The 25915-nt window shown below is 66.1% G+C and carries 23 protein-coding genes; 11 read left to right on the forward strand and 12 right to left on the reverse strand.

Translation table 11 applies throughout. The features are described from left to right. Position 1: 1 nt before the first annotated feature. From QX126_RS26560 to coxB, 4 genes are all read right to left on the reverse strand, one after another. Positions 2-178, reverse strand: coding sequence for a CoxF protein (locus QX126_RS26560; RefSeq protein WP_315735877.1), 177 nt, complete (start codon positions 176-178; stop codon positions 2-4). 20 nt (positions 179-198) lie between these two features. Next, complete coding sequence (locus QX126_RS26565; protein ID WP_315784761.1) at positions 199-1137, reverse strand: heme o synthase; 939 nt, start codon at positions 1135-1137, stop codon at positions 199-201. Positions 1138-1295: 158 nt separating this feature from the next. Then, positions 1296-2909: a cytochrome c oxidase subunit I gene (gene ctaD / locus QX126_RS26570; protein WP_315735873.1), complete on the reverse strand. Its 1614-nt coding sequence runs from the start codon at positions 2907-2909 to the stop codon at positions 1296-1298. A gap of 69 nt (positions 2910-2978) precedes the next feature. Beyond that, positions 2979-3815 carry a cytochrome c oxidase subunit II gene (gene coxB, locus QX126_RS26575; RefSeq protein WP_315784764.1) on the reverse strand — a complete coding sequence of 279 codons (837 nt, stop codon included), beginning with the start codon at positions 3813-3815 and terminating at the stop codon, positions 2979-2981. Between the two features lie 480 nt (positions 3816-4295). On the opposite strand from coxB, the gene QX126_RS26580 reads away from it, so the two are divergent. After that, the gene (locus QX126_RS26580; RefSeq protein ID WP_315784767.1) at positions 4296-4925 is read left to right on the forward strand and encodes an invasion associated locus B family protein; all 630 of its coding nucleotides are present in this window, start codon (positions 4296-4298) and stop codon (positions 4923-4925) included. 86 nt (positions 4926-5011) lie between these two features. Here the strand turns inward: QX126_RS26580 and QX126_RS26585 are convergent, their stop codons facing one another. Continuing rightward, positions 5012-5512 carry a GNAT family N-acetyltransferase gene (locus QX126_RS26585; RefSeq protein ID WP_315784839.1) on the reverse strand — a complete coding sequence of 167 codons (501 nt, stop codon included), beginning with the start codon at positions 5510-5512 and terminating at the stop codon, positions 5012-5014. A gap of 84 nt (positions 5513-5596) precedes the next feature. Between QX126_RS26585 and tldD the strand changes: the two genes are divergently transcribed. The 4 genes from tldD (at position 5597) to QX126_RS26605 (ending at position 8807) form a co-directional block, all read left to right on the forward strand. Beyond that, complete coding sequence (gene tldD, locus QX126_RS26590) at positions 5597-7021, forward strand: metalloprotease TldD (protein WP_315735865.1); 1425 nt, start codon at positions 5597-5599, stop codon at positions 7019-7021. After that, positions 7018-7809 carry a signal peptidase I gene (lepB, locus tag QX126_RS26595; RefSeq protein WP_315757600.1) on the forward strand — a complete coding sequence of 264 codons (792 nt, stop codon included), beginning with the start codon at positions 7018-7020 and terminating at the stop codon, positions 7807-7809. Before tldD ends, lepB begins: the two co-directional genes overlap by 4 nt. 13 nt (positions 7810-7822) lie before the next feature. Then, the gene (locus QX126_RS26600) at positions 7823-8161 is read left to right on the forward strand and encodes an MmcQ/YjbR family DNA-binding protein (protein ID WP_315778356.1); all 339 of its coding nucleotides are present in this window, start codon (positions 7823-7825) and stop codon (positions 8159-8161) included. Between the two features lie 76 nt (positions 8162-8237). Beyond that, positions 8238-8807, forward strand: a complete 570-nt coding sequence (locus QX126_RS26605) for a nucleotidyltransferase family protein (RefSeq protein ID WP_315778357.1) — start codon at positions 8238-8240, stop codon at positions 8805-8807. A 96-nt stretch (positions 8808-8903) separates the two neighbouring features. On the opposite strand, the gene QX126_RS26610 is transcribed toward QX126_RS26605, so the two are convergent. From QX126_RS26610 to QX126_RS26620, 3 genes are all read right to left on the reverse strand, one after another. Then, positions 8904-9566 (reverse strand): PAN domain-containing protein, encoded by a 663-nt coding sequence (locus tag QX126_RS26610; RefSeq protein WP_315784842.1) that lies wholly within the window; start codon positions 9564-9566, stop codon positions 8904-8906. Positions 9567-9816: 250 nt separating this feature from the next. Next, positions 9817-11187 (reverse strand): glutamate--cysteine ligase, encoded by a 1371-nt coding sequence (locus tag QX126_RS26615; protein ID WP_315784773.1) that lies wholly within the window; start codon positions 11185-11187, stop codon positions 9817-9819. 96 nt (positions 11188-11283) lie between these two features. After that, the gene (locus tag QX126_RS26620; protein ID WP_315735855.1) at positions 11284-11772 is read right to left on the reverse strand and encodes a helix-turn-helix domain-containing protein; all 489 of its coding nucleotides are present in this window, start codon (positions 11770-11772) and stop codon (positions 11284-11286) included. Between the two features lie 148 nt (positions 11773-11920). On the opposite strand from QX126_RS26620, the gene gstA reads away from it, so the two are divergent. Beyond that, complete coding sequence (gene gstA, locus QX126_RS26625) at positions 11921-12535, forward strand: glutathione transferase GstA (RefSeq protein ID WP_315784776.1); 615 nt, start codon at positions 11921-11923, stop codon at positions 12533-12535. Positions 12536-12658: 123 nt separating this feature from the next. Here the strand turns inward: gstA and QX126_RS26630 are convergent, their stop codons facing one another. The 4 genes from QX126_RS26630 to QX126_RS26645 form a co-directional block, all read right to left on the reverse strand. Then, on the reverse strand, positions 12659-14872 hold the full coding sequence (locus tag QX126_RS26630; RefSeq protein ID WP_315778361.1) for a 3-hydroxyacyl-CoA dehydrogenase NAD-binding domain-containing protein: 2214 nt from the start codon (positions 14870-14872) through the stop codon (positions 12659-12661). 153 nt (positions 14873-15025) lie between these two features. Continuing rightward, complete coding sequence (locus QX126_RS26635) at positions 15026-16234, reverse strand: acetyl-CoA C-acetyltransferase (protein ID WP_315784779.1); 1209 nt, start codon at positions 16232-16234, stop codon at positions 15026-15028. An 87-nt stretch (positions 16235-16321) separates the two neighbouring features. Further along, complete coding sequence (locus QX126_RS26640) at positions 16322-18112, reverse strand: acyl-CoA dehydrogenase C-terminal domain-containing protein (protein WP_315784782.1); 1791 nt, start codon at positions 18110-18112, stop codon at positions 16322-16324. A gap of 128 nt (positions 18113-18240) precedes the next feature. After that, positions 18241-18639 (reverse strand): nuclear transport factor 2 family protein, encoded by a 399-nt coding sequence (locus QX126_RS26645; protein ID WP_315735843.1) that lies wholly within the window; start codon positions 18637-18639, stop codon positions 18241-18243. A 137-nt stretch (positions 18640-18776) separates the two neighbouring features. On the opposite strand from QX126_RS26645, the gene QX126_RS26650 reads away from it, so the two are divergent. The 5 genes from QX126_RS26650 (at position 18777) to QX126_RS26670 (ending at position 25915) form a co-directional block, all read left to right on the forward strand. Next, on the forward strand, positions 18777-19364 hold the full coding sequence (locus QX126_RS26650) for a PadR family transcriptional regulator (RefSeq protein ID WP_315757610.1): 588 nt from the start codon (positions 18777-18779) through the stop codon (positions 19362-19364). Between the two features lie 188 nt (positions 19365-19552). Then, positions 19553-23074 carry a hypothetical protein gene (locus tag QX126_RS26655; protein ID WP_315784784.1) on the forward strand — a complete coding sequence of 1174 codons (3522 nt, stop codon included), beginning with the start codon at positions 19553-19555 and terminating at the stop codon, positions 23072-23074. Positions 23075-23225: 151 nt separating this feature from the next. After that, the gene (locus tag QX126_RS26660) at positions 23226-24059 is read left to right on the forward strand and encodes a hypothetical protein (RefSeq protein ID WP_315784787.1); all 834 of its coding nucleotides are present in this window, start codon (positions 23226-23228) and stop codon (positions 24057-24059) included. A gap of 153 nt (positions 24060-24212) precedes the next feature. Further along, positions 24213-25139: a sulfite exporter TauE/SafE family protein gene (locus QX126_RS26665; RefSeq protein ID WP_315773984.1), complete on the forward strand. Its 927-nt coding sequence runs from the start codon at positions 24213-24215 to the stop codon at positions 25137-25139. Beyond that, the gene (locus tag QX126_RS26670) at positions 25136-25915 is read left to right on the forward strand and encodes a TIGR02186 family protein (RefSeq protein ID WP_315784790.1); all 780 of its coding nucleotides are present in this window, start codon (positions 25136-25138) and stop codon (positions 25913-25915) included. Before QX126_RS26665 ends, QX126_RS26670 begins: the two co-directional genes overlap by 4 nt.

The raw sequence follows: 25915 nt of genomic DNA on the forward strand, positions 1-25915 counted from the left end.
TCTACATCGGCCGATTCAGCACCGCGGGACCCTTCACCATGGTCACCGCGAAGAACAGCACCACCAGCACGCCGAGCGCGAGCGCAATCGCGATCGAGCGGCGACGGCGGCTGCGCAGCTGCGCCTCGGTGAGGACGATGCCCTCTTGCTCGTTCGGATCTGCCATCGTAATCGCCATGTTTTCCAGTCTCGCGCCTCTTACCAGATCAGCGGCGCGATCATGCGCGCGACCGCTTCGAGCCCGAGCGTCGCGAACAGCGCGAACAGGTAAAGGATCGAGAAGGCGAACAACTTGCGGTTGGCGCGCAGCGAGGTGCTGCGCTCGCGCTTGCGGAACACCTCGATCGCGAGCCATAGCATGCCGGCGCCGAGCGCCAGCGAGACGACGCCGTAGACGGCATCGAAATAGCCGAGCGGCCAGGGCGCCAGCGCGACCGCCACCAGCACGATCGTGTAGAGCAGGATCTGCAGCCGGGTCGCATCGGGGCCGGCGACCACCGGCAGCATCGGCACGCCGGCGCGGGCGTAATCGTCGCTGCGGAACAGTGCCAGCGCCCAGAAATGCGGCGGGGTCCAGAAGAAGATGATCAGGAACAGCCAGAGCGGCTCCGGCGCGATCGATCCGGTGGCCGACACCCAGGCGACCACCGGCGGCAGGGCGCCGGCGGCGCCGCCAATGACGATGTTCTGCGCGGTCCAGCGCTTCAGCCACAGCGTGTAGATGACGACGTAGAAGAAGATGGTGACGGCGAGCAGCGCGCCGGCGAACCAGTTGACGAGGATGCCCAGCGTCAGCACCGAGAAGAACGACAGCGTGATGCCGAAGGCGAGGGCCTCCTGGCGGGTGACGCGGCCGCGCGGGATCGGGCGGTTGGCGGTGCGCGACATCAGCGAGTCGATGTCGCCTTCCAGCGCCATGTTCAGCGCCCCGGAGGCCCCGGCCCCGACCGCGATGCACAGCAGCGAGGTGATGGCGAGCACCGGGTGGAAATGGCCCGGGGCGATCAGCAGGCCGATCAACGCCGTGAAGATCACGAGCGACATCACCCGCGGCTTCAGGAGCGCGAGATAATCGCCGACATCGGCCTCGGAAATCCGCGGGCCGACGGCAATGGCGTTCTGATCGATGACCGACACGACGAATCCAGACTTCAATTCACAGGCTTCAATTCAAACGGCTCTGACGCAGGGCGCGCCAGAACCTCGATTCAAGACTCCATCCGGCAAACCATCGGGCGCACCACCGGCGGATATCGACGCGGCGCCGGATGGGCGCCGCGTCGGAGAGATCGGGCTTACTGCACCTTCGGCAGCACCTCGAACTGGTGGAACGGCGGCGGCGAGGACAGGGTCCATTCCAAGGTCGTCGCGCCCGGTCCCCACGGATTGTTCGCCGCCTGCTGCTTGCGCATGAAGGCGTCGACGACCCCGTAGATGAAGATCAGCACGCCGAAGGCCGAGATGTAGGAGCCGATCGACGACACCAGATTCCAGCCGGCATAGGCATCGGGATAGTCGATGTAGCGGCGCGGCATGCCCGACAGGCCGAGGAAGTGCTGCGGGAAGAACACCAGGTTGACGCCGACGAAGGTCACCCAGAAGTGCGCCTTGGCGATGGTCTCGTTGTACATGTAGCCGAACATCTTCGGGAACCAGTAGTACCAGCCCGCGAAGATGGCGAATACCGCGCCGAGCGACAGCACGTAGTGGAAGTGCGCGACGACGTAATAGGTGTCCTGCAGCACGCGGTCGACGCCGGCATTCGCCAGCACGACGCCGGTGACGCCGCCGACCGTGAACAGGAAGATGAAGCCCACCGCCCACAGCATCGGCGCGCGGAATTCGATCGAGCCGCCCCACATCGTGGCGATCCAGGAGAAGATCTTCACGCCGGTGGGCACCGCGATCACCATGGTGGCGGCGACGAAATAGGCCTGCGTCGCCGAGGACATGCCGACCGTGTACATGTGGTGCGCCCACACCACGAAGCCGATGCCGCCGATCGCGACCATGGCGTAGGCCATGCCGAGATAGCCGAACACGGGCTTGCGCGAGAAGGTCGACACGATCTGGCTGATCATGCCGAAGCCGGGCAGGATCAGGATGTACACTTCCGGATGGCCGAAGAACCAGAACAGATGCTGGAACAGCAGCGGGTCGCCGCCGCCGGCCGGATCGAAGAAGGTGGTGCCGAAATTGCGGTCGGTCAGCATCATGGTGATGGCGCCGGCGAGCACCGGCAGCGACAGCAGCAACAGGAACACCGTCACCAGGATCGACCACACGAACAGCGGCATCTTGTGCAGGGTCATGCCCGGCGCACGCATGTTGAAGATCGTGGTGATGAAGTTGATCGAGCCGAGGATCGACGACGCACCGGCGAGATGCAGCGACAGGATCGCGAAATCCACCGCCGGTCCCGGATGACCCGAGGTCGACAACGGCACATACATCGTCCAGCCGGCGCCGACGCCGTTGGCGCCGGGCTCGCCCTCGACGAAGGTCGAGGTCAGCAGCAGCGCGAACGAGGCCGGCAGCAGCCAGAACGAGATGTTGTTCATGCGCGGGAACGCCATGTCCGGCGCACCGATCATCAGCGGCACCATCCAGTTGCCGAAGCCGCCGATCATCGCCGGCATGACCATGAAGAAGATCATGATCAGGCCGTGCGAGGTCACGAACACGTTGTAGGTGTGGTTCTCGTGAAAGAACTGCACGCCCGGATACATCAGCTCGATGCGGATCGCGACCGACATGACGAGGCCGATGATGCCGGCGCACACCGCGAAGATCAGATACATCGTGCCGATGTCTTTGTGGTTGGTCGAATAGATCCAGCGGCGCCATCCGGTCGGATGGTCGTGCGCGTGATCGTCATGGCCGGTCAGGGTCGTCGCGTTCGTCGCCATTGTCCAATCCTCAGTGTCCCCGTAGGCCGCGCGAGGCGGCCCTCAATCCTAAGCGCTCGTCCCCGCGCGCTACTGCGATATGCCCGCAGCCGACGCGTAGGTGCTCGCGGGCGCGCTGGCGTACTTCTTCTTGGCGTCCTCGACCCAGGCGGTGAATTCCTGGTCGCTCACGACGCGCACCGCGATCGGCATGTAGGCGTGATCCTTGCCGCACAGCTCGGAGCACTGGCCGTAATACATGCCGACCTTGGTCGCCTTGAACCAGGTCTCGTTGAGGCGGCCGGGAATGGCGTCGATCTTGATGCCGAAGGACGGCACGGCGAAGGAGTGGATGACGTCGGCGCCGGTGGTCTGGACGCGAATCACCTTGTTGACCGGCACGACCATCTCATTGTCGACCGCCAGCAGGCGCGGCTTCTTGTCCTGCGCCATCAGCGAGTCGAACTCGAACTTGCCGTTGTCGGGATAGGCGTAGCTCCAGTACCACTGCTTGCCGGTCGCCTTGATGGTCAGGTCGGCCTTCGGCACGTCGAGCTCGAGGAACAAGAGGCGGAACGACGGCACCGCAATGGTGACGAGGATCAGCACCGGGATCAGCGTCCACGCCACTTCGAGCAGCGTGTTGTGGGTGGTCCGCGACGGCACCGGATTGGCGCGCGCGTTGAACTTGACCACCACGGCGATCAGCAGCGCCAGCACGAACAGCGTGATGATGGTGATGATCGTCAGCAGCAGACCGTGGAACCAGGTGATGTTCTCCATCACCGGCGTCGCAGCCTCCTGCAGCTTGACTTCCCATGGCGCCGGCTGCCCCGTTTCAGCAAACGCCGCTCCACCCGACACGAGCGTCATGCCCGTTACAGCCAATCCCAGCAAGGCGCTCAATTGGCCTTTCGACATCTTCATGCCGTCGCGCTCCCTTCAGAACTTTCCCCCTCAGCGCACCGCCCGCTTCACGCGGCGGCGCGCCGTTCGATCCGCTCTCCTGACAAATGGCCTTCGGGCGGATGCATAGAAAAGCACCTGGGCCAGTTCACTGGAATGACGAAATCTTTCTTCTCAAACCATAATTCTTGATCTATCGCAATGCAGTCTTGCGCCGGATATCGCGCGCCGCGCTGTTCGTTGCGACAGGCGTATTTTCCGGGAGATTGCCGCATGCCGTGATTTCGCGGGCAACGGGCGCTTGACAGGCGTGCGGCGCGATGTAGGCAAACGGGACACGGCCGTTTGCGAGGCTGATTCGGCGAGGCGCTGCGGCAGCGCCCACTGGGGTGCGGCCATATTTGGTATCGTTTCGTGCCTTACGCCGGTGACGCTGTCCTCAAGACGCCATCATTGCCGTATCATGGCGTCGGACGCGCAGATCACCCACAGGAAATTGTCATGGCACCGACCCGGATCAGGGTTTCAACGGACAGGACAGCTGACATGTCGACCCCAGCTGCGAATGACTCGCGCCGTTTGTACCGATTCAGCGCGGTGCGCGCGCGACTCACGCGTGTCGCCGCAATGGCCTCCGCCGCAGCAACGGCGATCGCGCTGATGGCCGCGACGGTGATCGGCGCGCCGCACGCGGCGTTGGCGCAGGGCGCGGTGCGCTCGGTGCATGGCGACTGGCAGATCCGCTGCGACACGCCGCCGGGCGCGCAGAGCGAGCAGTGCGCGCTGATCCAGAGCGTCGTGGCCGAGGACCGCTCCAATGCCGGCCTCACCGTGATCATGCTGAAGACCGCCGACCAGAAGAGCCGGCTGATGCGCGTGGTGGCGCCGCTGGGCGTGCTGCTGCCCTCCGGCCTCGGCCTGAAGCTCGACAACCAGGACGTCGGCCGCGCCGGCTTCGTGCGCTGCCTGCCCAATGGCTGCGTCGCCGAGGTGGTGCTGGAGGACAAGCTGCTCGGCCAGCTCAAGACGGCGAAGACCGCGACCTTCATCATCTTCGAGACGCCGGAGGAAGGGATCGGCTTCCCGCTGAGCCTCAACGGACTCGCCGAAGGCTTCGACAAGCTGCCCTGACGTTGGCCACGATTGACAGGCCCCTCCCGCGCACGATGCCGTGATCGAGCCGTGAGTTCGCGCGTCTGTATGCGCGCGCCGCGGCCTCAGCGCGGGCCGTCGAGCGCCAGCGCCATCACCAGCAGGGTCTTGTCGAACCCGTCATCGCCGGGCTCCCGCGGCTGCACCGCCTTGAGCAGGAATCCGGCCTTCTGGTACAGCCGGATAGCGTTGGTGTTGCTGCGATAAACCGTGAGCTCGACACGCGAGAAGCCGGCCGCCCGCGCGGCCTCGAGCGCCGCCGCCATCAGTCGCCTGCCGAGGCCCTGGTGCCGGAACTGCGGCATTAAGCCCATGCCGAGCACCCCGATCCGGGCATCGATTGGCCCCGATTTGGGCGTCACATCGCACCAGCCGACCACCTCCCCGGCCGAGAGAGCGACGAATTGCGGATATCCCTCGTGGATGTTGTTCAGAATGAAGGCGCGCGTGGACTCCAGCGGCGGCGCCTGCACGAACGACAAATAGCGCCGCTCGCGCGCGACACGATCGAGCGTGCGGTGGAAGCTCTCGATGTGAGCGGACGTGATGGGAACGATCTCAACCATGTCAGTTCGGTAATCATCCAGCCCCTCGCGCCCCGGCGTCAAAACAACTATCTTGGAATGAACGCTCCGACAACGGATTGAAACATGACTGCTCCCACCACTTCCCTGCTCGAGCGCGCCAATCTGGATCGCGATGCGGTCCGGAGCGAGGTCGCGCGCGGCCTGGCCGGCGCCGATGACGGCGAATTGTTCTTCGAATACAGCCAGACCGAGGCGCTGACCTTCGACAATGGCCGGCTGAAGCAGGCGACCTACGACACCAGCCAGGGTTTCGGCCTGCGCGCGGTGAAGGACGACGCGGTCGGCTATGCCCATTCCTCCGACGTGTCGCTGCCGGCCCTGATGCGCGCCGCCGATGCGGTGAGCGCGGTCAGGGGCGGCTATTCCGGCACGTTCGCGAGCGCACCGCCGCACACCAACGTCCGGCTCTATGGCGACGACAATCCGCTGGACGCCCCGGGCTTCGAAACCAAGGTCAAGCTGCTCGGCGAGATCGACGCGTATCTGCGCGACAAGGATCCGCGCGTGCGCCAGGTGACGGTGAGCCTGGGCGCGACCTGGCAGGTCGTGGAGATCCTGCGGCCCGACGGCGAGAGCTATCGCGACATCCGCCCGCTGGTGCGCGTGAACATCTCCGTCGTCGCCGGCCAGGGTGATCGCCAGGAGAGCGGCGGCAAGGGCTATGGCGGCCGCGAGGCCTATGCGCGCTTCATCGAGACCAAGGCGTGGCGCGAGGCCGCCGACGGCGCGCTGCGCGAGGCGCTGGTCAACCTGGAGTCTGTCCCCGCCCCCGCCGGCGAGATGGACGTCGTGTTAGGGGCCGGCTGGCCCGGCGTGATGCTGCACGAGGCCGTCGGCCACGGCCTCGAGGGCGACTTCAACCGCAAGAAGACCTCGGCCTTTGCCGGACTGCTGGGCAAGCCGGTCGCCGCCAAGGGCGTCACCGTGGTCGATGACGGCACCATGGCCTCGCGCCGCGGCTCGCTGTCGATCGACGACGAGGGCACGCCGACCAGCCGTACCTTGCTGATCGAGGACGGCATTCTCGTCGGCTACATGCAGGACCGCCAGAACGCGCGGCTGATGAACATGGCGCCGACCGGCAACGGCCGCCGCCAGGGCTACGCACATGTGCCGATGCCGCGCATGACCAACACCTACATGCTGGCCGGCGAGCACGACCCGGCCGAAATCATCGCATCCGTCAAGAACGGCATCTATGCCGTCAATTTCGGCGGCGGCCAGGTCGACATCACCTCGGGCAAATACGTCTTCCAGTGCACCGAGGCCTACAGGATCGAGAACGGCAAGGTCGGTGCGCCGGTGAAGGGCGCGATGCTGATCGGCAACGGCCCGACGGATTTGAACCGCATCAGCATGATCGGCAACGATCTGTCGCTCGATACCGGCATCGGCACCTGCGGCAAGAACGGCCAGGGCGTGCCGGTCGGCGTCGGTCAGCCGACGCTTCGCATGGATCGCATCACCGTTGGAGGCACGGGCCGATGAGCCTCGACAAGATGTCCACGAGCAAGATCGGAACCAAGGCCGTGCGTAAGGAAACCACTTGGGGCGGTCAGCTTGCGCAACTCGCCGCCGTGGTGATGGTGGTGTTCGTCGCCAAGGGCGCGATCGCCGAGCCGTTCTACGTGCCGTCCGGCTCGATGGAGCCGACCCTGATGATCGGCGACGCCCTGCTGGCGTCGAAATTCCCCTATGGGTACGGCACCTCGTCGCTGCCGATGCAGATCACGCTGCCCGAGACCGGCCGCCTGTTCGGCGAAACGCCGAAGCGGGGCGACGTCGTCGTGTTCCGCTGGCCCGGCGACACCTCACAGGCCTGGGTCAAGCGCGTCGTCGGCCTGCCCGGCGACCGCATCCAGATGCGCCAGGGCCAGCTCTACATCAACGGCCAGGCAGCCGCGCTGAAGCCGGACGGCATCGGCGATGCCGAGGACGACACCGGCCGTAACGAGCCGGCCTATCGTTACGTCGAGACGCTGCCGAACGGCGTGTCGCATTTGATCTTCAAGATGCGCGACAACGGCCGGCTCGACAACACCCCGGAGGTGACCGTTCCGCCCGGCAAGCTGTTCGTGCTCGGCGATAACAGAGACAACTCCGCCGACAGCCGCGTTGCCTTGCGCGACGGCGGCGTTGGCTTGCTGCCGATCGACAACCTCGTGGGCCGCGCCGATGCGGTGGTCGGCTCCTGGGACCTCGGCTTCAAGAACCAGCCGGTCTGGGCCTGGCTGTCGGGCTTCCGGCTGGATCGCTTCTTCACCGCGGTGCGCTGAGCGGATCGCGGCCGTGACCTTCGACGATGTCAGGGCGCTTGCGCTGACATGGCCGGAGGTCGAGGACGGCACGTCCTACGGGACGCCCGCGCTGAAGGTGCGCAAGAAGATGCTGGCGCGGCTGAAGGAGGACGGGGACAGCCTCGTCCTGCCCGGCGTACTGCTGGATGAACGCGCGATGCTGGTCGAGACGCGCCCAAAGCTGTTCTATTTCACCGATCACTACCGCGACTATCCGATCGTGTTGCTGCGCCTGTCGAAGGCGAAGCGCGCCGACGCAGAGCCGCTGTTGCGCCGGCAGTGGCGGGCCCTGGCGTCAAGGAGAGCCGTAGCCGTGTTCGATCGCGGCTGAAACGGGCTGCACGCCGTTCTCCATCTCGTGTATTGAACGTGTCGACGGCACCCATGTTCTGATGCCTTCGACCATCATGACCAAAGACGATTTCATCGCAGCCGCGCTGCGCAACCCCGTCAACACCGCGATCATGCGCGTGCTGCGTGAAACGGCCGTGCCCGATGCCTGGGTCGTCGCCGGCTGCCTGACTCAGAGCGTCTGGAACGTGCGGACCGGCCGTCCGATCGATCACGGCATCAACGACTACGACATCTTCTATTTCGATCCGGATACGTCGTGGGATGCTGAGGACGCCGTCATCCGGCGCATCACATCCTGCCTCCATGACATCGAAGCCAAGGTGGAGGTGCGCAACCAGGCCCGCGTCCATCTCTGGTATCCCGCCAAGCACGGTCGTCCCTACTCCGCCGTGTCGCGATCAACCGATGGAATCGACCGGTTTCTCACCGTCAACACGCAGGTCGGGCTCCGCCCCGCCGCCGATGGATATGAGCTCTATGCGCCCAAGGGCCTCGGTGACATCGCGCAGATGATCGTGCGGCCGAACCACACGGCCAATTTCTCGGCGACGAACTACATCGCCAAGGCGGAACGTTGGAAGGCACTGTGGCCTGAGATCACCGTGATCGTCGCGGAAGACTAACATTGTTGGACCAACACGTGAAACGACAGGGACGCAGGCATCTTTGTTTGCCGTCCTATAGCCGGCCCGCAAAATAGCGGCCCTCGTCGCCCCGCGCTATCGCACCACGCCTGACGTGAACCCCGCGCGGCGCCGCGGCGGCTTGATCTCCTTCTTCAGGAAGCAATGCGCCTCCTTGCCGGCATAGCCGGGCCGCGAGAAGGTCCAGGCCCGGCATTTGTTGTCGCCGGTGCAGGCGGCCTTGCAGATCTCCTCGGCGTCGGCGGCCTTCTCTTCCTTCTTGTCCGCCGCCTTGTCACCGCTGCTCTTGTCGCCCTTGTCGGCGGCCTTCTCGGCCTTGTCGCCGCCCTTCAGATCGGTGGTCTTGATGTCGAAGCTGCGGTAGTCGCCGCCGGGACGGTCGATCGACGTCTCGACCGCATCGTTGCGGATCTCGACGACGCCCGCGCCACGCACGCCGGAAACGCAGCAATTGTCCGGCACGCGCGCCGGCACGCTGTTCTTGAGCCAGCACACCGCACCCGCTTCCATCACGGTCGGATAGTTGAAGCTCCAGGCGCGGCACCGCCGGTCGTGCTCGCACAGCAGCGCGCAATCGGCCGGGTCGCCGGAGGTGATCGGCGCGCTCATATAGTCGCCGCCGGGGCGATCGGAATAGGTCTGGGCTGAAGCCGGCGTCAGGCACACAGCCGCGAACAGGCACGCCAGTGCCCTCAGCCATGCCCCGATGAAGCGCCCCACGCGCCGCCGCTGAACCATCCGACCCATTGTTAGTGTTCGAGTTTTCTTGCGAGTTTTTAGGCAGTCATTTGATCGCCACGAACCTGTATGGCGGATGAACGGCTCGGACCGGTGGGAGCAGCGGAAGGCAACGCAGCGGCGCCCAGGCGCTGAATCGAACCTGGGACACAAATCGCAACAAAAAACAGCGGACCCAAGCCGCCAGCCGCCTCAACGTGGAGCAGGCGGCGCAGCGAACCTGCGACGGTCGCAGGCTCAGCCGTTCCGATCAGAACGCATATTCGTCGTAGGCCGGCTCGACCGAGCCGCCCCACGGGCCGTCGAACTTCTCCAGCATCTCCTCGGCCGGCGAGCGGCCGCAATCGATGATCTGGTCGAGCGGCTCGAGATAGCGGCTCTCGTCGCGGCCGAGATGGTCGATGCGGCCGCGCCGGCGCAGGCCGAGATGCGCCAGGGTGAGGCATTCCTTGGCGATCTCGAACACGTAGCGATTGCGAATACGCGCCTTGAAGCCGAGGCGCGGCACGTCGTCGCGCAGGTTCTGGCGCTCGAACGCGGTCCAGGTCTTGACCAGGTCCCAGGCCGCGTCGAGGCTGACGTCGTCGTAGAGCAGGCCGACCCAGAACGCCGGCAGCGCCGGCAGCCGGCCCCACGGCACACCGTCGGCACCGCGCATTTCCAGATAGCGCTTCAGGCGCACCTCCGGGAAGATCGTCGAGAGGTGATTGGCCCAATCCGACAGCGTCGGACGCTCGCCCGGCATCGCCGGGTTCTTGCCTTCGAAGAAGTCGCGGAACGAGGTGCCGGAGACGTCGATATAGGTCTCCTCGCGTTTCACGAAATACATGGGAACATCGAGCGCGTAGTCGACCCAGCGCTCGAAGCCCATGCCGTCCTCGAACGCCCACGGGATCATGCCCGAGCGCTGATTGTCAGTGTCGCGCCAGATCTCGGAGCGGAACGACAGGAAGCCGTTCGGCTTGCCTTCGGTGAATGGCGAATTGGCGAACAGTGCGGTCGCGATCGGCTGCAGCGCCACCGAGACCCTGAGCTTCTTGACCATGTCGGCTTCGGAGGAGAAGTCGAGATTGGTCTGAACGGTGCAGGTCCGGTACATCATGTCGAGGCCGTAACGGCCGACCTTCGGCATGTAGCTGGTCATGATCTTGTAGCGGCCCTTGGGCATCAGGGGAATTTCGGCGCGCGACCAGGACGGCGTCATGCCCAAGCCGAGAAAGCCGATGCCGAGCGGAGTTGCGATCTCGCGTACCTGCGCCAGATGCGCCATTAGTTCCGCATGGGTCTGGTGCACGGTCTCGACCGGCGCGCCCGACAGCTCGAACTGGCCGCCCGGCTCCAGCGAGATGGCGCCGCCGCCGGTGACATCATAGAGCCCGATGATGTTGCCGCGCTCCATGATCGGCTCCCAGCCGAGCAGGAGCTTCATGCCTTCGAGCAGCGCGCCGATGCCGCGCGCACCCTCGTAAGGGACCGGGCGGTGACCGTCGAGCGTGAACGGCGTCTTCTCGTGCTCGGTCCCGATGCGGAAGGCGGACGGCGGCTTCACGCCGGCCGCGAGCCACGCCACCAGCTCGTCGCGCGACTGCAGCGGGGTCATATCGATCTGGTCACGCGCCATGGGAGTCTCGGTTCAGAAGCGCTTCGAGGGTCGCGCGTGGTGACAGGAAAGGCCGCGGACCCCAGGGGGCCGCGGATGTGAATGGGAACGGATGCTTCATCGGGTCGCCGCGCCCTCTCCAGCCGCCAACGGAGCGGCCTGACCACAGGAGCAGCCAAGCCGATCCAGCAGCATGCAAAGCTTGGCGGCGTCGGTATCCGACAGCTTGGAGCCGACATGCTTCTCGATCGCGGCGGAATAGGCCGACCACATCCGCTTCTGCAGCTCGCGTCCGGCCTCGGTGATCTCGACGAACTGGCCGCGCTTGTCCATCTTGCATTCGCGCCGGACGACCAGACCTTCTTCGACCAGCCGGTCGATCAGCCGGGAAGTGGAATATTGCGGGATCAGCATCTGCCGCTCGAGCTCGACCGGGCGCAGCTCGCCCGCGGGGGCCCGGGACAGCTCCAGCAGCGCATCATACCAGGCGAGCGGCGGAAAACCGGCCTTCTTCAGCTCCTGCTCGACGCAGTCCAGCACCCGGCTCTGGACCCGCATCAGGCGGATCCAGGCGGCGGTCGCCTCGGTCGATGGTTTGCGTTTCATGGGCCGGCTCGTATCCTTCAGGTCCTCGTTCTAGCGCATTCGATGCACCTGCATCAATCTTGACTATTCCATGCAAGTGCATGTAAGGGCGGGTGTGACGCCGCGATCGGTTCCAACCACGACGATGGTCTCACGGAGGGAATACCCAATGAAGCTTTATTATTCACCCGGCGCCTGCTCGCTCTCGCCCCACATCGCCCTGCTCGAGGCCGGCCTGCCCTACGATCTCGTCAAGGTCGATCTGCGCGCCAAGACCCTGGAAAATGGCGACGATTACCTCAAGGTCAATCCGAAGGGCCAGGTGCCGGCGCTCGGGTTGCCGAGCGGCGAGATCGTGACCGAAGGCCCGGTCATCGTCCAGATGATCGCCGACCGGGCGGCGACCAAGAACCTCGCCCCGGCGCGCGACAGCGGCGAGCGCTACAAGCTCTTGGAGTGGCTGAACTTCATCACCTCGGAGCTGCACAAGAATTTCAGCCCGATGTTCTCGCCGGTGCTCGCCGACGACGCCAAGGCGTTCTTCAAGGACCGCGTGATCGGCAAGTTCAAATATATCGACGGCCAGCTTGCCGGCCACGACTATCTGATGGGCCAGCAGTTCACGGTCGCCGACGGCTATCTGTTCACCATCCTGACCTGGGCGGACCGGATGAAGTTCGACCTGTCGGCGATGCCGAATCTGGTGGCCTACAAGAACCGCGTCGCCGCGCGGCCGAAGGTGCAGGAGGCGCTGACCAAGGAAGGGCTGATGAAGGCGGGGTGAGCGATTGCTTCTTACCGAAGCGATTGCGATGCCACGAAGCCGGTGAGCTCCCCTCCCCCTTGCGGGGAGGAGAGCGCACCGTCGATGCGGTGCTATCGAGACTCATCAGGCAGCCCGCAATCGTCAAGCCGCCGCCTTCTTCGGCGGGAAGCGGCCGTAGAAGGTTTCGCCCTTGGCGGCCATCTCTTCCAGCAGCTTCGGCGGGGCGAAGCGCGAGCCGTACTTCTCTGTGAACTTGTGGCACAGCTCGACGAACTTCTTGGTGCCCATGAAGTCGATGTAGGACAGCGTGCCGCCGGTGAACGGCGCGAAGCCGAAACCGAGGATCGAGCCGACATCGGCCTCGCGCACGTCGGTGATGACGTGGTCCTCGACGGTGCGCGCAGCCTCCACCGCCTGCACCACCAGGAAGCGCTGCTTCAGCTCCTCGACGTCCAGCGTGTCGGGATCGAGATGCTTGGGCTGGAGCTTGGCGAGATCCGGCCACAGGCTCTTCTGACCCTTGCCCTTCTCGGGATAGTCGTAAAAGCCCTTGGCGTTCTTGCGGCCGAAGCGACCCTGCTTCTCGACCAGCTCGACCATCAGCTTCTTGTGGTCCTGGTTGATCGCGTTGGGTCCGAGATCGTGCTCGGTCGCCTTCATGATCTTGAGGCCGAGATCGAGCGCGACCTCGTCCGACAGCGACAGCGGACCAACCGGCATGCCGGCCATCTTGGCCGCGTTCTCGATCATCGCCGGCGGCACGCCTTCGAGGAACATCTCGTTGCCCTCGGCGATGTAGCGCATCACGCAGCGGTTGGCGAAGAAGCCGCGGGAGTCGTTGACCACGATGGGCGTCTTGCCGATGGTGCGGACATAGTCCAGCGCGGTCGCGAGCGCGACGTCGCCGGTGGCCTTGCCCATGATGATCTCGACCAGCATCATCTTCTCGACCGGCGAGAAGAAGTGAATGCCGATGAAGCGGCCCTGGTCCTTGAACTCCTCGGCCAGCGAGGTGATCGGCAAGGTCGAGGTGTTGGAGGCGAAGATCGCGCCGTCCTTCAGATGCTGCTGCGCCTTGGCGTAGGTCTCGGCCTTGACCTTGCGGTCCTCGAACACGGCCTCGATGACCAGGTCGCAATCCTTCAGCGCGGCGTAGTCGGCGGTCGCGGTGATGCGGCCCATGATCGCCTCCGCCTCGCCCGGCTTGGCGCGGCCCTTCTTGACCAGACCATCGACCACGCTCTGCGCATGCGCCTTGCCCTTGTCGGCGCTCTCCTGGTCGCGGTCGATCAGCACGACCTCGAGGCCACCGCGCGCCGAGACGTAGCCGACGGATGCGCCCATGAAGCCGGCGCCGATCACGGCGATCTTCTTCAGCTTGCTTGGCGGCACGTCGGCCGGACGACGCGCGCCCTTGTTCAATTCCTGCATCGACAGGAACAGGCTGCGGATCATCGCTGCGGCTTCCTTGGAGCGCAGGATGTGGGCGAAGTAGCGCGACTCGACGCGCAGCGCGGCGTCGATCGGCAACTGCAGGCCCTCATAGACGCAGCTCATGATCGCGCGCGCGGCCGGATAGTTGTCGTAGGTCTCGCGGCGGTAGATGGCGTTGCCGGCCGGGAACATCATCATGCCGTTCTTCGAGAACACCGGGCCGCCGGGCAGCTTGAAGCCCTTCTCGTCCCACGGCTGAACGGCCTTGCCGCCGCCCTTGATCCAGTCCTTGGCGGCCTTGATGAGGTCAGCCGCCGGAACGATGGCGTCGACCAGCTTCAGCGCCTTGGCCTTGTCGAGCGTCAGCGCCTCGCCCTTCAACAGCAGGTTCATCGCGTCCTGCGGCTGCACGATGCGCGGCACGCGCTGGGTGCCGCCGGCGCCGGGGAACAGGCCGACCTTGATCTCGGGCAGGCCGAGACGGGTCTTCGGGTTCTCGGCCGCGACGCGGTGATGGCAGGCCAAGGTCAGCTCGAAGCCGCCGCCGAGCGCGAGGCCGTTGATCGCGGCGACCCACGGCTTGCCGGAGGTCTCCATCGCCCGGTAGATCTGCGAGAAGCGCCGGCTGTTGTCGAACAGCATCTGGTTGGCGGCTTCCTCGCCCTTGCCCTTCAGCACCTCGGCATAGGTGCGGTTCATGCCCTCGAGCATGGACAGGTCGGCGCCGGCGCAGAACGCCTCCTTGGCCGAGGTGATGACGACGCCCTTGATGGCGGCGTCAGCAGTGGTCTCCTTGACGATGGTCTCGAGTTCGATCGCCGAGGTCTCGTCCAGCACGTTCATCGAACGTCCCGGAATGTCCCAGGTGATCAGCGCAATGCCGTCGGCATCGGTTTCGAGCTTGAAGTTCTTGAAGGCCATGTGGTGCTCCCTCGTGCCTGCAGCCGGTCGGCGCGGCAAAAAATCCTGCGATCGTAGGGTGGGCAAAGGCGCCCTTGCGCCGTGCCCACCGACGGTGTCGATGAAGACGATGGTGGGCACGCTTCGCTTTGCCCACCCTACGTTAGGGGTTCGTCACACCCGCTCGATGATGGTCGCGGTGCCCATGCCGCCGCCGATGCACAGCGTGACCAGGGCGGTGGCCTTGCCGGTGCGCTCCAATTCGTCGAGCACGGTGCCCAGGATCATCGCGCCAGTGGCGCCGAGCGGATGGCCGAGCGCGATCGCGCCGCCATTGACGTTGATCCTCTCCTTGTCGATCTCGAACGCCTGCATGTAGCGCAGCACGACCGAGGCGAACGCCTCGTTGAGCTCGAACAGGTCGATGTCCGAGGTCTTCATGCCGGAGCGCTCGAACAGCTTCTCAGTGACGTCGACCGGGCCGGTCAGCATCATCGCCGGCTCGGATCCAATATTGGCGAAGGCGCGGATTTTCGCGCGCGGCTTCATGCCATACTTCGCCCCGGCCTCCTTGCTGCCGAGCAGCACCGCACCGGCGCCGTCGACGATGCCCGAGGAGTTGCCGGCGTGATGCACGTAGTTGACGCGCTCGATCTCCGGATGCGACTGGATCGCCACCGCATCGAAGCCGCCCATCTGCGCCATCGCCGCGAATGACGGCTGCAGCTGCGCCAGCGACTGCATCGTCGTCGACGGTCGCATGTGCTCGTCCTTGGCGAGGATGGTCAGGCCGTTGATGTCCTTGACCGGAACGACAGACTTGTCGAAGCGGCCTTCCTCCCAGGACTTCGCCGCGCGCTGCTGGCTCTGCACCGCGTAGGCGTCGACGTCGTCGCGCGAGAAGCCGTACTTCGTCGCGATCAGATCGGCGGAGACACCCTGCGGCATGAAGTAGGCCGGCACCGCCATCGACGGGTCCATCGGCCAGGCGCCGCCGGAGGCGCCGATGCCGACGCGGCTCATCGACTCCGCGCCGCCGCCGATGACCAGCTCATGCTGGCCGCTCATGATCTGCGCGGCGGCGAAATTCACGGCGTCGAGGCCGGAGGCGCAGAAGCGGCTGATCTGAATGCCCGGGACGGCGTCGCCGAGACCCGCATTCAGCGCGGCGAAACGCGCGATGTCCGAGCCGGCCTCGCCGACCGGATCGACCACGCCGAGCACGACGTCATCGACCGCGTCCTCGGGAATGTTGTTGCGGTCCTTGAGCGCCTTCAAAGGCACCGTGGCGAGCGCGAGCGCGGTCACCTCATGCAGGCTGCCATCGGATTTGCCGCGGCCGCGGGGGGTACGCACGTGGTCGTAGATAAAGGCCTCAGGCATCACGCCCTCCTCATCTGATCGGATTCGTTGTTGTTGGTGTTCGACGGTAGCCGGCGCGCGAGCGGCGCACCGGCTCCCGCCGCAGCATCAGAAGGCTTCCGCCGGCAGCTCCATCACGGTCGCACAGCCGGCCTGCAGGCGGGCGAGATGCGCGGCCGTCTCAGGGATCACGCGCTCCATGAAGAAGCGGCCCGTGACCAGCTTCGTGGTCAGATAGGGCGAACTGTCGCCGGCCGCAATCTTGTCCTGCGCGACCTTGGCCATCTTCGCCCACATGTAGCCGAAGGTGACCAGCGCGAAGAGATGCATGTAGTCCGTCGCGGCGGCGCCGGCATTGTCCGGCTTGGTCATCGCGTTCTGCATCAGCCAGGTCGTGGCCTGCTGCAGATGGCCGAGCGCGGTCGACAACGGAGCGACGAACGGCTTCATCGCATCATTGCCGCCCTGCTCCTTGGCGAAGGAGCCGACCTCGGCGAAGAACGCCATCACGGCGCGGCCGCCGTCGCGCGGCAGCTTGCGGCCGACGAGATCCAGCGCCTGGATGCCGTTGGCGCCTTCGTAGATCATCGCGATGCGGGCATCGCGCACGAACTGCTCCATGCCGTGCTCGGCGATGTAGCCGTGACCGCCATACATCTGCTGCGCCTGGACCGCGTTGGCGAAGCCCATGTCGGTCATGTAGCCCTTCATGACCGGAGTCATCAGGCCCATATGGTCGTCGGCGGCCTGGCGATCCTTCGAATCCTGCGAGCGGTGCGCGACGTCGCTCTTCAGCGAGGTCCACACCACCATGGCGCGCGCAGCCTCGTTGAAGGCGCGGATCGACAAGAGCGTGCGGCGCACGTCGGGATGCACGATGATCGGATCGGCCGCCTTGTCCGGCGCCTTGGCGCCGGTCAGCGAGCGGCCCTGGATGCGCTCGCGCGCATAGGCAACCGCGTTCTGATAGGCGACCTCGGACTGCGCGAGCCCCTGCACGGCGACGCCGAGCCGGGCCTCGTTCATCATCACGAACATGCCCTGCATGCCCTTGTTCTCTTCGCCGATCAGCCAGCCGGTGGCGTTGTCGTAGTTCATCACGCAGGTCGAGTTGCCGTGGATGCCCATCTTGTGCTCGATCGAGCCGCAGCTGACGCCGTTGCGCGCGCCCACGCTGCCGTCCGGATTGACCAGGAATTTCGGCACCACGAACAGCGACACGCCCTTGATGCCCGCCGGCGCGCCCTCGATGCGGGCGAGCACGAGGTGGATGATGTTGGGAGCCAAGTCATGCTCGCCGGCCGAGATGAAGATCTTGGTGCCGGAGATCTTGAAGCTACCGTCGGGCTGGCGCACCGCCTTGGTGCGCAAGAGACCGAGATCGGTGCCGCAATGCGGCTCGGTGAGGTTCATGGTGCCGGTCCACTCGCCCGCCACCATCTTCGGCACGTAGGTCTTCTTCTGCTCCTCATTGCCATGCACGATCAGCGCGGCGGTGGCGCCCATGGTGAGGCCGCCATACATCGAGAACGCCATGTTGGCAGAGCACTGGAATTCGTTGACGGTCTGGCTCAATGTCACCGGCAGGCCCTGCCCGCCATATTCGGTCGGCGCCGACAGGCCAAGCCAGCCGCCCTCGACGATCTGCTTGTAGGCCTCCTTGAAGCCCTTCGGCGTGGTCACGCTGCCGTCGTCATGGCGCTTGCAGCCTTCGAGATCGCCCACGCGATTCAGGGGGTGCAGCACCTCTTCGGCGAGCTTGGCGGCCTCGCCGAGGATCGCCTCGCGGACATCGGCCGAGGCATCGGAGAAGCCCGGCAGATTGTCGTAGCGGTCGATCTGGAACACGTCGTTGAGCAGGAAGGTGACATCTTCCACGGGGGCTTTGTAGATCGGCATCGGCGTCTCCGGCAGGAAGGCTGAAGTTTCAGACTGAAATTGTGCGGACGCGGCAGGCAATGCTGGCCGCGGACTGTAGCGACTTCTAAGAGCTTGCGGCAGCCATTCGTTTGCGGCTGTCGGTCACATCACGACGGCTTGCTCATCGCGGCCAGCTGTTCGCCCATCAGGCGGTGCAGCAGGTTGATGGCCTTGAGCGGCCGCACCATGACCTTGAAATGGGTAATGCGGCCGGCGTCATCGAAGGTGATGATGTCGACGCCGTTGAGCTTGATGCCCTCGATCTCATTCTCGAATTCGAGCACGGCGCCCGTGGCGTTACGCCACTCCCCGACATACTTGAATCCGGGACCGCCTAAGACTTTCTCAGCACTCGCGAGATATTTGAAGGTGATGTCGCGGCCGCGCTGCGGCGTATGCACGACGGGACTCTCGAACACGGCGTCCGGGTGCAGCAGCTCCCGCAGCGCGCCGAGATCGTGAGACCTCATATAGCCGTACCATCCATCGAGGCCGGTCATTGTCATTGGGCGTCTCCTCAGGGCGGAACAGGCCAGCACCACAACCACCCCATATGCACATTGACGCATATGCGCCAATGTGCATAATGTCAAGCGTGGAGCGGGGCAGAACACGATCAGAAAAACGGGAGCAGTTTCCGGCCATGGCCCTCGGCGACGCCATCCTCGCCTGCCTCACCGAACATCCGATGACGGGCTACGAGCTCGCCAAGACGTTCGATTCCTCGATCGGCTTCTTCTGGAAGACGGACCACCAGCAGATCTACCGCGAGCTGTCGCGGCTGCGCGACCGCGGCTACATCCAGGGTCGCGAGGTGGTGCAGACCGGCAAGCCCAACAAGCTGGTCTACACATTGACCGCGGAGGGCCGCGCGGCGTTTCGCAGCTGGGCGGCGCGGCCGAGCACGCCGGCCTCGACGAAGGACGATCTTCTCGTCCGGCTCTATGCACTGGGCGCCGCCGACATCGGGCCGATCCGGGCCGACCTGATGGCGCGGCTCGAGCATCATCGCGACCGCGCCGAGCGCTACGATCGCATCCTCAAGAAGCATTATGCGGACGGCAACGTGGCCCCGGCCGATATGGGCAAGCTCCTCAACCTGCGTCTCGGCCTGCGCCACGAACGCATGGTGGCCGAATGGTGCGAGGAAGCGATCACCGCGCTCTCGACGATATCCGGCGCCAGCAGCGCACGATCGCTCGATCCATCATCGCGTGAAAATGCCGGCTGATACCCGCCGTTCGATAGGGCAAAACTTCTGACCGCGCCGGCGGTAAACTTAACGCGTTATTTACCGTAAAAGTCAAAAGTCGGGACCTGGAGCAGACGATCTGCGCGGACCCGTTCATGTTCATGTCCGGGACGCGTGGAGAGGCTGGAGGCGCTTGGTGGAGCGCTGGAAGCGGAACCGGACGAGACATGAATTCGCGCGTACCGTGGAGTAATGAAGGCATCGACCCGTCCGTCCGTGAAAGGGCCGAGGCCGCGGCGCAACGCGCCGGCATGACGCTGAACGACTGGATCAACTCCACGCTCGGCGCATCTACCCCGCCCGACTTCCGTGGCAGCCACGCGCCGCGCAGCACGCCGACCGTCAGCCGCGATGCCCGCGAGGTGACCGACATCCACCAGCGGCTCGACTCCATCGCACGGCAGATCGAGCAGATGTCGCGCCCCGTCGCGCGCAAGGATGCGCCACGCGACGAGCAGGGCGTCGCGCGTCAGCTGAACGATGCGATCTCGCGGCTCGACGCCCGCCTGTCACAGATCTCGACGCCGCTGCGCAAGCCGGACACCGAAGACCGCTATCGTGGTCCTGACGGCGTCGAGCGCGCCGCTGCGCAGCTCTACCGGCCCGCCCAGCCGCTCAGCGCGGGTTCGTTCGACGTGGCCGTCGCGGAGATCAGCGCCCGCCAGAGCGAGCTCGACAATGCGCGCCCGCTGCCGCCGCACCAGGCGCCGCCGACCGCGCCTGCCATGGCATCCGCAGCAGCGCCGTTGATGACCCCGATCAGCGCGCCGCTGACGCCGCCGCAACCGGCCGCCCCCACGCCCGATTTCTCACTGCTCGAACGCCATCTGCTGAAGATCACGAGCCAGATCGAGGCGCTGCATCGCCCCGACGACGGCATCGAGCAGTCGATCGCCGGCTTCCGCAACGAGCTCTCCGAGATTCGTCACGCCATCACCGAGGCGATGCCGCGCCGGGCGATCGAGTCGATCGAGAACGAGATTCGCTCGCTGTCGCGCCGCATCGACGAGAACCGCAACACCGGTGTCGACGGCCAGGCACTGGCCGGGATCGAGCGCGCGCTGACCGACATCCGCGAGGTCGTCGGCTCGCTGAAGCCTGCCGAGCAGCTCGCCGTCTATGACGAGGCGATCCGCAATCTCGGCGCCAAGCTCGACCTGATCCTGCGCGCCAATGACGACCCTGGCACCGTGCAGCAGCTCGAAAGCGCCATCGCGGCGCTGCGTGCGATCGTCGCCAATGTCGCCTCCAACGACGCCCTGGAACGGCTGTCGGACGATCTTCGGCAGCTGTCGTCGAAGGTCGACCAGGTCACGCAGGCGCGCGACAATCACGAGTCGTTCCATGATTCCTTTGCGGCGCTCGAACAGCGCATCGCCGCGCTGACCTCGACGCTGGAGAGCCGCGAGCCGCCGCCGGCAGCGCGCGACAACACCGCCCAGATCGAGGACGCGCTGCGCGGCCTGTCCGACCGCATCGACCGCCTGCAGGTCGGCAACGACGGCTCATCGGCGATCACCCATCTCGAACAGCGGATCAGCTATCTGCTGGAGCGGCTCGAGGCCGCCAACGACCCGCGCGGCGGCAACATGACCCGCGTCGAGGACGGCCTGCAGGACATCCTGCGCTATCTCGAACGGCAGCAGGCGACATTCGCAGCGCTGGCGGAGAGCCGGTCGCAGCGCGAAACGTCGCAGGACGGCGGCCTGATCGACATGGTCAAGCGCGAGCTGTCCGACATCCGCTTCAGCCAGACCGAGACCGACCGCAACACCCAGGACTCGCTCGAGGCCGTCCACAACACGCTGGGGCACGTCGTCGACCGCCTCGCCATGATCGAAGGCGACCTGCGCAATGTGCGCGCCACCGCGGGCCCGCCGGCCGCGCTGCCGCCGCTGGCACCGCCAATCGAGTCGCCGATGCCGGCTGCACGCGCGCCGGCGCCCCAGGCCCATGCCGAGCCGGCCAGGCCAGAGCCTGCCTACCGGCCGGAGCTGCCCAATCCGGCGGCCGAGCAGCCAGCGGGACAGATTGTCGCTCCGGCCGCGGGTCAACAGGCGTTCGCGGCCGCCTCGCGCGACTTCCACGCCGCTCAGGCGCCGGCGGCTACCATGCCGCCGCCGATTCCGCCGAAAGCGATCGCCGACATCCTGGAGCCGCACGCGGCACAGGCGCCCCGCGCGACCGTCATCGTCCCCGAGCTGCCACCGGATCATCCGCTCGAACCGGGCACCCGTCCCCCTGGCCGGACCGCATCGCCCGCGGAGCGGATCGCCGCGTCCGAGGATGCCCTGAGTGAGCTTCCCGCCGGCAAGCGGGAGCCGGTCTCGACGTCGAGCTTCATCGCGGCTGCGCGCCGCGCGGCGCAGGCCGCGGCGGCCGCACAGCCCGCTGACGCCAAGAAGGCGAAGAAGGACAAGCCGAAGGAGAAGGCCAAGGAGCCGCCCAAGGACGTCGTCAAGGAAGTCGCCAGCGACGTCGCCAAGCCCAAGGCCAAACCCAAGGACAAGCCGACGTTCGCTCTCACAGCTGAGGGTGACGAGGAGGTCTCGACCATCGGGTCGAAGATCCGTTCGCTGCTGGTCGGTGCCAGCGTCGTGGTGATCGTGCTCGGCACCTTCAAATTTGCGATGTCGCTGCTCGACAGCGGCAGCACGCCGCCGCCGATCTCGCCGATGGAAACCCAGGGCGAAGCGCCGCGGGCGCAAATGCCGTCGGCCTCGCCGGGCCTGTCGCCGCGGCCGACGACGCCCGACCAGAGCGTGCCGTCGTTGACGTCGCCGACGCCGATCGACCGTCAGTCCTACAACCGGGCCATGCCGAGCGAAGCGGAGACGATCGCGATGCTCGCGATCCCGCAGGACGTCGAAAAGCCGGCCACGGTACCCGCTGCCGTCCCCACTGATGTCACCGGCACGATCCCAACCGCCGCCAACGGCCAGAAGCTCGGGCTGGTGCAGGTGCCCGCCTCCGAGAAGCTGCCTGATGCCGTCGGCGGACTGGCGCTGCGCAACGCCGCTCTGAAGGGCGATCCGACCGCCGCCTACGAGGTCGGCGTGCGCTTTGCCGAGGGCAAGGGTGTCGCGGCGAACTATGAGGAAGCCGCGAAGTGGTATGACCGCGCGGCACAGGCGGGGCTGATCCCGGCGGTCTTCCGTCTCGGCACCTTCTACGAGAAGGGTCTCGGCGTGAAGAAGGACGCCGACATCGCCCGCCGCTACTACGTCGTCGCCGCCGAGCGCGGCAGCGCCAAGGCGATGCACAATCTCGCCGTGCTGGATGCCGACGGCGGCGGCAAGGGCGCGAACTACAAGAGCGCCTCGCAATGGTTCCGCAAGGCCGCCGAGCGCGGCGTCGCCGACAGCCAGTTCAACCTCGGCATTCTCTATGCCCGTGGCATCGGCGTCGAACAGAACCTCGCCGAGTCCTACAAATGGTTCACCCTGGCCGCAGCGCAGGGTGACGTCGATGCCGGGCGCAAGCGCGACGATGTCGCCAAGCGGCTCGATGTCCAGTCGCTCGCCGCGGCCAAGCTCGCGATCCAGACCTTCACGGTCGAACCGCAGCCCGACGACGCCGTGAATGTGCCGGCACCCGCCGGCGGCTGGGATGGCACGCAGGCGATCGCCAAGGCAGCCGCGGCCAAGGCGGCGCTGGCGAAGCGCGCGGCTGCGACGGCGCTGCGCTGACGAGGGCATTTCTCTGGGCAGGCTGACGAGCGCTCGCGCGCGGCCTGCAAAATCCTCCCGGCTTGCGACCGCGCCGCCATAGTGTCGCGCGGTCGATCGATATAGGTTGTCGCGGCGGATCATCACGAGCGCCGCGAGGGAGCATCGACGCGTGTCAGCGGGGAACGAACAACACGACGGCGCGCGCTTCCTGCAGTCGCCGACGGGCCCCCGCGTGCCGCCGCGGACCACGGCGAACGTCGCCCCCGCTCCGCCTCCTCGCCAACCAATCCAGCAAGTGACCGACGGCTATCCTGCGGCGTTCCGATGGCGTCGGCTGGCTTCCGTCATTTTCTTCGTTGCAATCCTACTCGGCGGGGGCATTCGCGCCTACCGCGACCTGTCGCGACCCGACGCCTGGTCGTTCTGGAAGGATCAGTACATCTCGCCGAGTCTTTCGGCGGCGCTGGTCGCCGACCCCGTGCTTGCCGGGCTGGGCGACAGGCGCGCCGTGCTCGCCGTCAGCGGCCACATCGGACCCGCGGCGGCCGGCTGGCTGCGCGAGCGGATCAGCGAGGCCCATCTCAAGCCGGGCGACGTGATCCTGCTGTCCTCACCCGGCGGCAACCTCGACCAGGGAGTGCTGATGGGCGAGATCATCCGCGCTCACGGACTCGCCACCGCCGTCGGCGTGGCCGACAATTCCGGCCGCATCCGTCCGGGCTTCTGCGCCAGCGCCTGCGTGTTCGCCTTTGCCGGCGGGCAGACCCGCTATGGCCTCGATGGCTCGGCGCTCGGCGTGCACCGCTTCACGTCGGAGGCCCGTGGCGCCGACGCGGTCGCCGACACCCAGCGCGTGACCGGCGCCATCCTCGGCTATATGACACGCATGGGCGTATCGTCGCAGGTCATCGAGGCGATGTCGCAGACCCGCGAGATCCGCTGGCTCGATCCGAGCGATGCCGAGGCCATGAGGCTGGTGACCGCGCCGCTCAAGGCCCTCTGACGGAGCGCCCAGACCCCCACGCTCGGCGCCGGTGGATGTCACTTTGGGTGGGAATGACTGATCCCTTCGCTCCCATTTTCGGTTATGCAGGAGCCCGGCGTCCTGCTTCGCATGCGCGGGATGCTCGCTCGAAGGTTCGCAGAGGCCGCGCCGATGCAGATTTATCTTCCGATCGCCGACATCCCGGTCAACATCTTCCTGTTGCTGGCGATGGGCGCGGCCGTCGGCTTCGTCTCCGGCATGTTCGGCATCGGCGGCGGGTTCCTGATGACGCCGCTTCTGATCTTCGTCGGCATCACGCCCGCGGTCGCGGTCGCCTCGGTCTCCAGCCACATCGCCGCCTCCTCGTTCTCCGGCGCGCTGTCCTATTGGCGGCGGCGCGCGATCGATCCCTCGCTGGCCTCGGTGTTGATGATCGGCGGCGCGCTCGGCACCGGGCTCGGCGTCGCCACCTTCACCCTGTTGCGTTCGCTCGGCCAGCTCGATCTGATGATCGCGCTGTCCTATGTCGCCCTGCTGACGAGCGTCGGCGGCACCATGTTCTGGGAAGGCCTGCGCGCGATGATGCGCGCGCGCCAGGGCGCGGTCGCGACCGTGCGGCGTCCGGGCAGCCATGTCTGGATCCACGGCCTGCCGCTGAAGATGCGCTTCAAGCGCTCGAAGATTTACGTTTCGGTCATTCCGGTGGTCGCCATCGGCCTCATCATCGGCTTCCTCGGCGCCGTGATGGGCATCGGCGGCGGCTTCATTCTGGTGCCCCTGCTGATCTACCTGCTGCGCGTGCCGACCTCGACCGTCATCGGCACCTCGATGGTCCTGACGCTCGCGACCATGATGATCGCGACCATGCTGCACGCGATGAGCAATCATCTGGTCGACGCCGTGCTGGCGCTGATCCTGATGGTCGGCGGCGTCACCGGCGCGCAGTTCGGGGCCCGCGCCGGCCAAATGATCCGCGGCGAGCAGCTGCGGCTGCTGCTCGGCCTGCTGATCCTCGCCGTCGGCATCCGGTTCGCGATCGAGCTCGTGATCAAGCCCGACGACCTGTTCACGATCCGCGAGACCGAGATCAGCCGATGACGCCGCTCCGCCTCGCCAGCCTCACCTTCATGCTGCTGCTTGCCGGCGCCGCATCGGCGCGCGCCGAGCGGCTGATCGTCTCGGTCTCCAACCATCGCGTGACGGTGACGCCGAACTATTCCGGGGAGGAGCTGGTGCTGTTCGGCTCGGTCGAGAAGGACGTCCAGACCCCGCCGGGTCGCACCGCCTATGACCTCGTCGTCACCGTCCGGGGCCCGCGCGCCGACATGGTGACGCGGCGCAAGGAGCGCAAGTTCGGCATCTGGATCAACACCGACTCGCGCCAGTTCCTCAAAGTGCCCGGCTATCTGGCGCTGTTCGCCAACCGCCCGTTCGATGCGATGGCCGCGCCCGAGGTGCTGCGCCGGCAGCAGCTCGGACTCAACAACGTGCTGCTGACCCAGCGCGTCGGTCCCGACTATGCCGACGTGGTCCCGAACGACGCGTTCCGCAGCGCATTCGTGCGACTGCAGTCGCAGCACGGCCTGTATCGCGAGGACACGTCCGCGGTGACCCTCCTGACGCCGACCCTGTTCCGTACCGGCATCCCTCTGCCCGCTGCGGTGCCGATCGGCACCTATGAGGTCGAGATCAAGCTGCTCGCCGACGGCGCGCTGGTCACCAAGACCGAGACCGCGTTCGAGATCGTCAAGGTCGGCTTCGAGCAGTTCGTCGCGAACTCAGCGCGGCAGAACGGCTTCGTCTTTGGTCTCGTCACCGCCGCGATGGCACTGATGACGGGATGGATGGCCTCGATCGTGTTCCGTCGGGATTGA

The sequence above is a fragment of the Bradyrhizobium sp. SZCCHNPS1003 genome, assembly GCF_032381555.1.
GTDB lineage: Bacteria > Pseudomonadota > Alphaproteobacteria > Rhizobiales > Xanthobacteraceae > Bradyrhizobium.

Coding starts and splice junctions, on each gene's coding strand:
- QX126_RS26610 (WP_315784842.1), bottom strand. CDS start 9,566: ATGGTTCAGCGGCGGCGCGTGGGGCGCTTCATCGGGGCATGGCTGAGG.
- QX126_RS26615 (WP_315784773.1), bottom strand. CDS start 11,187: ATGGCGCGTGACCAGATCGATATGACCCCGCTGCAGTCGCGCGACGAG.
- QX126_RS26560 (WP_315735877.1), bottom strand. CDS start 178: ATGGCGATTACGATGGCAGATCCGAACGAGCAAGAGGGCATCGTCCTC.
- QX126_RS26620 (WP_315735855.1), bottom strand. CDS start 11,772: ATGAAACGCAAACCATCGACCGAGGCGACCGCCGCCTGGATCCGCCTG.
- tldD (WP_315735865.1), top strand. CDS start 5,597: ATGACTGCTCCCACCACTTCCCTGCTCGAGCGCGCCAATCTGGATCGC.
- ctaD (WP_315735873.1), bottom strand. CDS start 2,909: ATGGCGACGAACGCGACGACCCTGACCGGCCATGACGATCACGCGCAC.
- QX126_RS26605 (WP_315778357.1), top strand. CDS start 8,238: ATGACCAAAGACGATTTCATCGCAGCCGCGCTGCGCAACCCCGTCAAC.
- QX126_RS26585 (WP_315784839.1), bottom strand. CDS start 5,512: ATGGTTGAGATCGTTCCCATCACGTCCGCTCACATCGAGAGCTTCCAC.
- QX126_RS26645 (WP_315735843.1), bottom strand. CDS start 18,639: ATGACAATGACCGGCCTCGATGGATGGTACGGCTATATGAGGTCTCAC.
- QX126_RS26670 (WP_315784790.1), top strand. CDS start 25,136: ATGACGCCGCTCCGCCTCGCCAGCCTCACCTTCATGCTGCTGCTTGCC.
- QX126_RS26630 (WP_315778361.1), bottom strand. CDS start 14,872: ATGGCCTTCAAGAACTTCAAGCTCGAAACCGATGCCGACGGCATTGCG.
- QX126_RS26665 (WP_315773984.1), top strand. CDS start 24,213: ATGCAGATTTATCTTCCGATCGCCGACATCCCGGTCAACATCTTCCTG.
- coxB (WP_315784764.1), bottom strand. CDS start 3,815: ATGAAGATGTCGAAAGGCCAATTGAGCGCCTTGCTGGGATTGGCTGTA.
- QX126_RS26655 (WP_315784784.1), top strand. CDS start 19,553: ATGAATTCGCGCGTACCGTGGAGTAATGAAGGCATCGACCCGTCCGTC.
- QX126_RS26650 (WP_315757610.1), top strand. CDS start 18,777: ATGGCCCTCGGCGACGCCATCCTCGCCTGCCTCACCGAACATCCGATG.
- lepB (WP_315757600.1), top strand. CDS start 7,018: ATGAGCCTCGACAAGATGTCCACGAGCAAGATCGGAACCAAGGCCGTG.
- QX126_RS26580 (WP_315784767.1), top strand. CDS start 4,296: ATGGCACCGACCCGGATCAGGGTTTCAACGGACAGGACAGCTGACATG.
- gstA (WP_315784776.1), top strand. CDS start 11,921: ATGAAGCTTTATTATTCACCCGGCGCCTGCTCGCTCTCGCCCCACATC.
- QX126_RS26640 (WP_315784782.1), bottom strand. CDS start 18,112: ATGCCGATCTACAAAGCCCCCGTGGAAGATGTCACCTTCCTGCTCAAC.
- QX126_RS26635 (WP_315784779.1), bottom strand. CDS start 16,234: ATGCCTGAGGCCTTTATCTACGACCACGTGCGTACCCCCCGCGGCCGC.